The sequence below is a fragment of the Legionella erythra genome, assembly GCF_001467615.1.
Lineage (GTDB): Bacteria > Pseudomonadota > Gammaproteobacteria > Legionellales > Legionellaceae > Legionella_C > Legionella_C erythra.
On record NZ_LNYA01000032.1, the window covers coordinates 97110 to 107665 of the forward strand.

Consider the following 10556-nt stretch of genomic DNA (forward strand, 5'->3'; position numbering starts at 1 on the left):
CATTTGTCCGAAGACTAATAAGGGATAATGACTGAAAATGGCAACATCGCCGGACTTCTGGCTGGCTTGGTTATCGAATGCTGGGTTGCCCGCTTTCGCGGGTACCCAAATCAAGAGTAAGAGCGTGAACCTTACTCCATTAAATCAGACATGGAAACGGCATGATAACCCGCATCCACATGGATGACTTCAGCGGTAATGCCTGATGCCAAGTCGGAACAGAGAAACGCAGCCGTATTGCCCACTTCTTCAGCGGTGACATTGCGGCGCATGGGCGTCATGTTGGCATAGGCAGCTTGCATTTTTCGGAAATCCTTAATGCCTGCAGCAGCTAAAGTCTTTATAGGGCCTGCGGAAATGGCATTCACACGGATGCCCTTGGGGCCCAGGCTTGCGGCTAAATACCGTACTGAAGCTTCCAGACTGGCTTTGGCAATACCCATGACATTGTAGTTGGGGACCGCCTTCTCGGCGCCATAATAACTTAAAGTCAAAACTGATCCGGTATCGGACATCATGGGCAGGGCGGCTTTGGCTAAGGCCACGAGGCTGTAAGCACTGATATCATGAGCAATGCGGAACCCTTCACGATTCACGGACTCCACAAAATCACCGCTAATTTGATCGGCCGGAGCAAAGGCAACGGAATGAATCACGATATCCAGCTTGTCCCACTGATTCCCTAATTGCTCAAAAACAGCCTGAATGTCCTGATCGCTGGCCACATCGCAGGGGAGTGTCAGATTGGAGCCAAATTCAGCAGCCATGGTTTCCACCCGCTCCCGCAGTTTTTCATTTTGATAGGTAAAGGCCAATTCGGCACCCTGCTCGTGGAAGGCTTTGGCGATGCCGTAAGCAATTGAACGATTACTGGCCAGGCCAACAATCAGGGCCTTTTTTCCATTTAAAAATCCCATCATACACTCCTCTAATCTTTTTTATGAGTCGCAAGCAGTTCACGCATTTTGGCTTGAATCATGTCGATAGCAATTCGGTTTTCACCGCCGCGGGGAACAATAATGTCCGCATAACGGCTTGAAGGCTCGATAAATTGCAGGTACATAGGCCTTACGGTGGTTTCGTATTGATGAACCACGGATTCAAACGAACGATGTCGTTCAACCACATCACGTTTTAAGCGACGGGTCAGGCAGACATCTAAGGGCGTTGACATGAAAATCCGAATATCCATGATTTCACGCAAGGCTTTGTCGCTGAATAATAAAATACCTTCCAGAACAATAATCGCATGTTGACCCACCTTGCGGGTTTCTGGCAAACGGATGTGTTTGGAATGGGAGTAAATAGGAATTTCAACGGATTCGCCATCCTGCAGGCTTTTGAGATGCTGGCACAGCAGCGCGTGATCAAAGGCATTGGGGTGGTCGTAATTGATTTTTTCCCTTTCGGCAAAAGGAAGATGGCTGTTGTCTTTGTAGTAGGCATCTTCTGAAATGACAACAACCTGCTCAGAGCCGAGTTCATTGACAATGGTATTGGCCAAAAGGCTTTTGCCGGAGGCGGAAGGACCTGAAATCCCAATAATAATCGCTTTTTTACTCATGATCGTTTCGTACTTAAATTTGTGCAAATGGTAAGCGTTTACGATGATAAATTCAATCGAAAACGCATGCAAAAGACGGAAAGTGTATTAAATTGATGCATTATTCATGACGCTGCCTCTTTAATAAAACATACAAGGCCCCCGTGCCGCCGTCTTTGGGCTTGGCGCTATGGAAAGCAAGCACGGTGGGAATCTGCTTGAGCCAATGATTAACCAGGTTTTTTAATACAGGCGCCTCGCCATGCACACCGCCTTTGCCATGAATAATCAGAATTGAGCGATGCCCTGCCTCGTATTGTCGAAGGATAAAGGCCAGAAGTGTTTCACGTGCATCTTCCGTGGTTAAACCATGCAAATCCAGTTTGGCTTGCCACGGGATGGTTCCTGTTTTTAATTCGCGGAAGCGTTTGGCCGGAATGCCGTGACTCACGTACGATAAGGTCGTGTGAGCCAGTACTTCGTCAGTATAATAGCTGGAGAGCGTCATGCCTGGGGGGAGGGGCTTATTACTTACGGCCAGTTTGCGTGGCATGGTCTGACTTTGGGGGGCGATAAACTCTCTCCGCGGCTTGGCTGTGCCCTTTAGCGGTTTAACCGACTGCATGGCCTGACGAAACAAAGCTTTTTCTTCATCAGATACCCCATCATCCGCCATGACTGAACCCCAATATAGATATCTTTTAATTATACTCAATCAGACTCATAACATCACCTAAACGGTGAGACGGAATTTTTGTTCTAAATTTGATCAGCTCGTGATATAATGGTTCAAGTTATTTACATGGGAGTCTTTATGCCTAATACCAATCCTCCGACCATTGTTGAGCTAAGTTTAACTTCTTCAGAAAAGCGCGATGAGACTGGATCGTCCGGTTTGCCTTGCTTCGAACTCGTCAAGGCGAGTCAAACCCATGCGAGTACCGGGACTGAACCAGAAACCCTGCCCCCCTATTTTGAATCACCTGACGATGAGCAGGCCCAGACATCATCTTATGTGAAATCTGAAAAAACAGAAGCCGACATTGACCTCGTTGTAAGCGATAACGATGAGTATGACCGCAAAACCAAGGTAAAAATTGGTTCGGGTTCCTATTCTGTAGTGTATAAAATACAGAACATCAAAACCAACAAGTGGGCTGCAATCAAAGAATTGCATGAGGCTATGGATGAGAATAAAACAGTCGAGAATGACGCAAACATCCTGGAACGATTTACCCATAAAAAGAAAGCGACGGTACATGAAGGACAGTATACGGTTGATTTTCTCGGGCGTGTTGCACTCGAAGGTAAATTTTACCTGGCGATAGAATACATGCCCGGAGGTGATCTGGATGGGTTTCGTAGCAATTTTAAAGCCATTCCCTGGAAAAATTGGGATGCTTATTGGAAAATCGCTTACCCCATTATGCTCCAATGCCTCAAAGGGCTGGATTTTATTCACAGCATGGGCATAGCCCATCGGGATATCAAACCGCATAATATCCTGTTAACTGCAACGCACGAACCGAAATTCTGTGATTTTGGCCTGGCAGAAAAACTGGGTAGTCCAGCGAGAGCGGTTGGCACACCACTTTACTGTGCTCCGGAACTGATTGAGTTACACAGACTATGTCAAAAAGCCAAAGGGACCAAAGAAAAAGTAGCCACCGAATTGAAAGTTTCAGTTAGCGCTGATTATTTTGCCCTGGGTGTGACTTTCTGGGAGTTGGCAGCCCGCGACGAAGTCTATGAAGATGAGATGGAGCAATTATACCAAAATCGGGTTGTTAATGGAGAGCGTTATAACTTACCTGAGCAATGCCCGGTCAAGGTTTCTACCATTATTCAGTCGTTATGGCATCAGGAACCCGCTAAACGGCATATACCCAATGATCTTGAACAGGAAAAAAGCAGCGCATTGGTCTTAACTAATTAAATAGTAACGACCCTCTCTTCATGGATGCAGTTGCGATAAGCAACTGCGCCTACGCTCCGCGCCTTGTGGGCAGAACCCGTGGTTGGGATTGCGGCCGATGGGTACCGCGGCCAAGCCGCGGTACGTGGGAGCCAGGGTATCGTGTCTACGTTCCGCGGCTTGTGGGCAGAACCCCGTGGTTGGGATTGCGGCTTGTGGGTACCGCGGCCAAGCCGCGGTACGTGGGAGCCAGGGTATCGTGTCTACGTTCCGCGCCTTGTGCGCGGAATCCAGCGCTCACCTCAATTTCAGATCCCGCGAATGCGATACATAACCTAGCAGCAGGCATAAGAGCAGCTTTTATGGTCAAATCAAGATTCTATTTACATGTAAGCGCGGCCATACTCCTGTCAGGGCTTTGGCATTTCACTTTCTCTCGACTGGCACTAACAGAATATGGTTTAATTGACGCACAATTTAGGATAATTCTGTGCAATTCATTAGCCAAAGGTACATATGACACTCCGGACTTTACCCGACACCGCTGAATTGGTGACTATTCTTGATTTTATTCGCTATGGCGTAAGCCAGGCAAATGCCCATGAACTGCATTATGGCCATGGCACGGATAACGCCTGGGATGAAATGGTGGCTCTGGTGCTTGGCCATTTAAAGCTGCCATCCGATTACGAGACGTCATTCTGGCAGGCGCGGTTAACTCAAACGGAAAAAGAGGCACTGACGGCGCAATTGACGCGCCGGATTGTGAATAGAATCCCGGTGCCTTATTTAATTCAACACACGACATTCTGCGACTTACCGTTCTACGTGGATGAGCGAGTGCTTATTCCGCGTTCACCGATTGCTGAATTAATCAACCAACAATTTTCCCCGTGGATTGACAGTTCGCGGGTGCGGCGTATTCTCGATTTGTGCACTGGCAGCGGCTGTATTGCCATCGCCTGTTGTTATGCCTTTCCTGAGGCGGAAGTGGACGCGGTTGATCTGTCTGAAGAGGCACTGGCTGTTGCCGCCATCAATCAGGAACATCATGGGCTTGATGAGTCGCTTAACCTCATTCAATCGGATTGCTGGGAAAATGTCCCTGCCGTACGCTATGACATCATCGTGTCTAACCCCCCTTATGTGGGTGAAGAAGAAATGCGGACGTTACCGCCGGAGTACCGGCACGAACCGGCCATGGCCCTTGAAGCGGACAATAACGGCCTGGCTCTGGTTGAAAAAATACTGGCCAATGCCCATCATTATTTAACCGATCATGGCATTTTAGTCGTGGAAGTGGGTAATAGCGAAGAAGCGCTGTGTGAAGTCTTTCCCGATCTGGATTTCACCTGGCTTGAGTTTGAAAATGGCGGTCAGGGCGTTTTCCTGTTAACACAAGACCAGCTTAAACGCTATTTTGGCAAATAAAGGAAAGCAATCATGAGCGGAAATACCTTTGGCCATCTGTTTCGCGTCACAACCTTTGGCGAAAGTCACGGCAAGGCTTTAGGTTGTATCGTCGATGGTTGCCCGCCCGGTCTTGCCTTAAGTGAAGAAGCAATACAGCCGTTTCTTGATAAACGCAAGCCTGGCCAATCCAAATACACCACGCAAAGACGCGAGGCCGATGCGGTAGAAATTTTGTCTGGGGTTTTTGAAGGCGTGACCACGGGTACTCCCATTGCGTTGCTGATTCGCAATCAGGATCAACGCAGCAGTGATTATGAAGAAATAAAGCATTTATTTCGTCCCGGCCATGCTGATTTTACCTACCATCATAAATACGGCCATCGTGATTATCGCGGTGGTGGCCGTGCTTCAGCCCGGGAAACGGCGGCACGTGTAGCAGCAGGTGCTATTGCCCGCTTGTATCTGCAACAGCATGCTGGCATTGAAATTGTTGGTTTCCTGCGGCAAATGGGTCATTTAATCCTGGATTTTGCTGATGATAAAGAAATCCATCAAAATGCTTTTTTTTGCCCTAACGCTCACCAGATTGATGAGCTTGCACAATATATTGACCAATTGCGTCGCGAAGGGGACTCCATTGGCGCCCGGGTGAATGTTATTGCCAGGCATATGCCGATAGGGCTTGGTGATCCGGTTTTCGATAAACTCGATGCCACATTGGCTGCGGCCATGATGTCGATTAATGCAGTGAAGGGCGTGGAAATTGGCTCCGGGTTTGACGTGGTGACGCAAAAAGGGAGCGAACACCGTGATGAAATGGATAAAGCAGGTTTTTTAAGCAACCATGCCGGCGGCATTTTAGGCGGGATATCCACCGGCCAGGATTTGGAAGTCAGTATTGCGCTGAAACCGACGTCCAGCATCATTAAACCGGGTAAGACACTAAATACCCGGGGGGAAGAAGTAACGGTTATCACCAAGGGCCGCCATGACCCCTGCGTGGGCATTCGTGCCGTTCCCATTGCCGAGGCGATGATGGCATTAGTCCTCATGGATCATTATTTACGCCACAAAGCACAGAATGGAGGTTAAGGCCAATGGCCTTGACGCGGCTGTGAACTTTCACCAAGATTTGAAGATAAACGATAAAATTTCCAAAAAGAGGTTACTATGAGCAGACGGCTGAATGTGGCGATTGTCGGGGCAACAGGTGCTGTGGGTGAAACATTCCTGACGGTTTTACAGGAGCGGGATTTTCCGATTGATAATCTGTATCCTTTAGCCAGTGAGCGTTCAGCTGGAAAAACGGTGGTATTCAATAACCGTGAACTGGACGTGCTCAATCTGGCTGATTTTGATTTTTCAGGCGTGGATATTGGTTTATTTTCAGCCGGCGGGTCGGTTTCCAAACAGTATGCCCCCATTGCCGCTGCCGCTGGATGCGTTGTCGTCGACAACACGTCCTGCTTCCGCTATGAGCAGGATATTCCTCTGGTTGTGCCCGAGGTCAATGCTCATCGTATCCGCGAATATACTCATCGTGGGATTATCGCCAATCCCAATTGCTCCACCATCCAGATGGTTGTGGCGTTGAAGCCCCTGCATGATGCGGTGGGTATTAAACGCATCAATGTGGCGACTTATCAGGCGGTTTCCGGCACGGGTAAAAAGGCTATCAGCGAACTCATCCACCAAACCGGAGAATTGTTAAACGGGCGGCCGGCCAAAGCCAAGGTTTACCCGCATCAGATTGCGTTTAATCTATTGCCTCATATTGATGAATTTATGGAGAATGGTTACACGCGGGAAGAAATGAAAATGGTATGGGAAACCAAAAAAATCATGGAAGATGACACGATTCTGGTTAACCCCACCACGGTCAGGGTGCCTGTCCTGTATGGTCATTCTGAAGCCATTCATCTGGAATTAAAAAAACCGCTCAGCGCCGATGAAGCCCGCAAACTGTTAACAAAAGCCCCCGGGGTGAAAGTTGTGGATGATCCGGCTAAATCACTCTACCCCACGCCTTTTACGCATGCCGTCGGTCATGATGACGTGTTTGTCGGCCGTATTCGGGAAGACATCACCGACCCGTGCGGTTTGAATTTATGGGTCGTCGCTGACAATATCCGTAAAGGAGCGGCCACCAATGCCGTACAGATTGCTGAAATACTGCAACGTGAGTATTTATAATTTATACTGTGTAGTATGAGTACTAAACCAACCATTCCTAACGCCTTCACTGGCCGCCAGGCGGCCGGAATTACGGTTGCACCGGATTTGGGTGCACTGGCAGGCGGCACGGAAGTAACGATTACCGGTCCCCATTTAAGTGCTGCCATCGGGGTTATGTTTGGCGGCCGGGCGGCTCTGCGCTTTAAGCTGGTCAATCCCACCACAGTAACAGCGGTTACTCCGGCTGGACGCGGCATTGTCGATGTTGTGGTGGTGACGCGTCATGGACATATCACTCATCACGATGCGTTTACCTACAGTGAATTACCTCAGGTAAAACGCACAGGCTCTTATCTTGCCGATGAAACCGGCAGTATGGAGCGCAAACGTCGCTTGATGGAACAGGAAGGGCATCGTCAACTGGCAAGAGTCAATGCCCGTGAACATGCCGACGAACAGCTGTCCAGCGCGCCGGAAGGCGAATTGCAAAATTCGATTCAACAACATCCCTGGCTGGACGCCCAGCGTTTTGACGGCATTGATCCAAACTTAAATCCAGAGCCGCCGCTCAATACCGAAGCCCGTCGCGAATTCGACAATGAACGGCGGGAGCAGGAAATGGAGAAACAGTTGCGGTTGGGAAATATGCCCAAATTCACCACCGCGCCTAAACCACAGGGGCCTTAATCCATGACTATCGCCAATGACATAATCAGTTGCCGTATGCCTGATTTTGAGCATTACCTGCGATTGGGCGAATCCCTTGACGACATTGATGAATACGGCTTCACGCCGTTGATTGAATGTGCCATTACCCGTCAAGCCCATATTGCCGAGCAATTAATCAAGCGGGGTGTGAATGTTAATAAAGCGGATGTGACTGGCAGAACACCGCTTCATTGGGCCGTTGATAATCAGGATATGGAGCTGGTGCGTCTGCTTCTGGAACATCAGGCCGATCCCAATGCCTATACGCATTCCGGACTCTCGGTGCTGGTTTATCCAGTCCTTCGTGGTCAGGATATGTTGAAACATTTACTTTATCAATACGGGGCAAAACTTGATTTTGCTCTGGATTTCATTCATGGCAAGTTGCTTGGCCATCGTTATGAATTAAAAGGCGATGTGGATATTGTCAATGCCAAAGGCGAGTTCATCGAGCTTGATTACGAAGGCTTTATTCTTGAATTTACAGTGGCGGTCATCAAGGATTCCCTGCGGCGTTTTACCAGCAGTTACTCAACCCGTCACTTACGGGAGCACTTTCCCTTCTTACATGAAATCATGGATGGCTTGGGAACAGCGGCGGAGTTGCTCAAATTTCAACATTACCCTCATCTTCAGGATGAACAGTTTCGCCAAATCGATCGCTTAAGGCAGGCTCCCCTGTTGATTTTACCGGCAGCCAGCCGTGGGCATGCCATGGCGTTTATTCGCTACAGTGAATGGTGGGCTAAAATTGATCGGGGTGAGAACAGCCTGAAAGAGGGCAGTGTTAATATTTATCGCATCACACGGCCAGACGCCTTTAATCTGCAATTCCTTAAGGAATTTCTTTACCGTAAGCAGGGCCGTGCGTATTTTCATCAAACCATTAATCAGAAACTGGGGTTAGTCCCTGTGGCACAAATACCCATCAGCTCCCAGATAAGTGGAAACTGCTCATGGGCAAATATTCAATCCGTGGTCGCTGTCGGCTATGCCTTGCAGAAAATGGCCGTGAGTGGCCAATTGAATGACGATGAAGCCCTGACGCTTTATGACACCTGGGTGGAGTGGGATAAAGACCGGGCGCTTGATGAGTGCGTGCATCGCTTTTATCTGGCCAATTCTATTCGAAAAGCCAGCTTTGCCGCCATGTTAGGGGCGGTACTTTTTCAGGCCTGCGATCACAGCAAAGCCCATCATATTGCCCGTGCCGAAAAAATATTAACCATACTCAATTTGCCGGAATATTATTATATTCTGCAAAGTTATCTTGAAACCTATTGCATCAAACGCTTAACCCGTCGCGGCAATAATTTGCTGAAGCTGCTGGATGACTGCGGCATTAATCCCAACATCGGGGTTACGCCGATTGCAACGGGATTGGAAGATACCTGATTGGACGTCTATCCCGTGCTGTTAAGCTCGGGATAGGTGCCGTCAATTTCAATTGATCGAGTAATCAGTAGGTATAATTAAGATGTCTTTGCCGCTTTCAGGTTTGAATTGAGTTTTGAGCCATTCAACAAACTGTTGAGTACTCGTTAATTTGTCGCGATGCTCAGCGAAGAAGACATTGCGGTGCTGGCTAATGACGGTGGAGACTGGCACCTCTGTCTTTGTTGAGGTGCTTTTAAATTTGATAGCCGCCTGCCAATCGTTGATTATCTTTGGAATATCCACTTCCTCTTTTGTGTTGAACGCGTTGCGGAGGTCGTCTTGTAATAGCTGCAAGGCTTCAATTTTGGCTTTCGGGCTGCTTAAGAAGGGGTTGTAACGGGTGGACTGTAAATGCTTAATGTGGGCGTCAATTAACTGTTGTATTTTGTAATAAACGCTAAAGTGTGGGTCCATTTTTAAATGCTTTTCGATAGCTGCGTCGTAGACATCCTCAGATTCTATTTTTTTAATCGTCAAGGTACTAATGGGTAAGCTGGGCTTTTTATCCAACTTGTCGATGCCTTGGATCACATCAATATTATCGTCGACAACCAGAATGCTGCTCACCCATTCAGGCTTGTGGTGCAGGAAGAAATCAAGCATCAATCCTTTGGTGTGACCGCGTTCCTGACCTGATTGTTTAGTTGGATCCACAAAACCCAGTTTAGTGGCGAGATGATCAACAAAAACTTTGGTATAAGAACTACGTTCCAATAAATGACCAGGCAGTGCGGCTTCTTCCAGTTTTTCAATGGTACTGCAAGCCTTGAATGCTTCAGCATAGCTGCATCCTGGTCGATTTGCCTCAGGGTCATATTTTACCATGCCCTCTAAAAAGGGATTTGCCTCGACAAATGAGGTTTCTCTGATCTGCTTATCAAATTCTTGCCCTTCAAATCTGCCTTTATAACCTGAAAACGCTTTATCAAGTTGGGCCGCCTGTTCGCCATTTAATTGGGACCATAGCAAATCATTGGGTGTGATCACACCATGAACTTTAAAACCTCTGTTTTCAAGGAAACGAACCAGCTTAATGCGATCCTGCATGCTTTTGCCATTAAAGCGCATGTCAGTAAACAGATAAATGTCGTGAATGCCCTTTTTAAATAAGGAATTTAGCAACGCCTCATTATAAATGATCTTGTCGGCATCATCGTGATCAGGGAAACAAAGGGTATGATCCACATCCAGCAGTGCAACAGGTTTAACCATAATACTCTCCCAATTAGATAGTATTAGAATACCCTTTAAGCCTTAAGGGAAGATTAAAAGAGCCGGCCATTTGATGAATATATCACGGCCTACGCACTTCAATTTTCAATCAAACTGAGCAAATGTTCTAAAAAGGAATTGTCCCATCCACCG

The 10556-nt window shown here is 47.8% G+C and carries 10 protein-coding genes; 6 read left to right on the top strand and 4 right to left on the bottom strand.

The features are described 5' to 3' along the window. Positions 1–131 precede the first annotated feature (131 nt). The 3 genes from Lery_RS10360 to Lery_RS10370 all read right to left on the bottom strand — a co-directional run bounded on the left by Lery_RS10360 (position 132) and on the right by Lery_RS10370 (position 2219). Positions 132–917 carry an enoyl-ACP reductase FabI gene (locus Lery_RS10360; RefSeq protein WP_058527185.1) on the bottom strand — a complete coding sequence of 262 codons (786 nt, stop codon included), beginning with the start codon at positions 915–917 and terminating at the stop codon, positions 132–134. Positions 918–928: 11 nt separating this feature from the next. After that, on the bottom strand, positions 929–1564 hold the full coding sequence (udk, locus tag Lery_RS10365) for a uridine kinase (protein ID WP_058527274.1): 636 nt from the start codon (positions 1562–1564) through the stop codon (positions 929–931). A 100-nt stretch (positions 1565–1664) separates the two neighbouring features. Continuing rightward, positions 1665–2219, bottom strand: a complete 555-nt coding sequence (locus Lery_RS10370; protein ID WP_058527186.1) for a Smr/MutS family protein — start codon at positions 2217–2219, stop codon at positions 1665–1667. Positions 2220–2357: 138 nt separating this feature from the next. On the opposite strand from Lery_RS10370, the gene Lery_RS10375 reads away from it, so the two are divergent. The 6 genes from Lery_RS10375 (at position 2358) to ankH (ending at position 9149) form a co-directional block, all read left to right on the top strand. Continuing rightward, positions 2358–3479: a serine/threonine-protein kinase gene (locus Lery_RS10375; protein WP_058527187.1), complete on the top strand. Its 1122-nt coding sequence runs from the start codon at positions 2358–2360 to the stop codon at positions 3477–3479. A gap of 495 nt (positions 3480–3974) precedes the next feature. Beyond that, positions 3975–4889 (top strand): 50S ribosomal protein L3 N(5)-glutamine methyltransferase, encoded by a 915-nt coding sequence (gene prmB, locus Lery_RS10380; RefSeq protein WP_058527188.1) that lies wholly within the window; start codon positions 3975–3977, stop codon positions 4887–4889. A gap of 12 nt (positions 4890–4901) precedes the next feature. Next, positions 4902–5963, top strand: coding sequence for a chorismate synthase (aroC, locus tag Lery_RS10385; RefSeq protein ID WP_058527189.1), 1062 nt, complete (start codon positions 4902–4904; stop codon positions 5961–5963). A gap of 78 nt (positions 5964–6041) precedes the next feature. Beyond that, complete coding sequence (locus Lery_RS10390; RefSeq protein ID WP_058527190.1) at positions 6042–7064, top strand: aspartate-semialdehyde dehydrogenase; 1023 nt, start codon at positions 6042–6044, stop codon at positions 7062–7064. 15 nt (positions 7065–7079) lie between these two features. Beyond that, a complete protein-coding gene (locus tag Lery_RS15050; protein ID WP_082657187.1) occupies positions 7080–7733 on the top strand; it encodes an IPT/TIG domain-containing protein in 654 nt (217 codons plus the stop codon). 3 nt (positions 7734–7736) lie between these two features. After that, entirely contained in the window at positions 7737–9149 is a 1413-nt protein-coding gene (ankH, locus tag Lery_RS10400; protein ID WP_058527191.1) for a Dot/Icm T4SS effector AnkH/LegA3, read from the top strand. 48 nt (positions 9150–9197) lie between these two features. Here ankH and Lery_RS10405 read toward each other — a convergent pair whose 3' ends face one another. After that, positions 9198–10238 carry a hypothetical protein gene (locus Lery_RS10405; RefSeq protein ID WP_131751175.1) on the bottom strand — a complete coding sequence of 347 codons (1041 nt, stop codon included), beginning with the start codon at positions 10236–10238 and terminating at the stop codon, positions 9198–9200. Positions 10239–10556 lie beyond the last annotated feature (318 nt).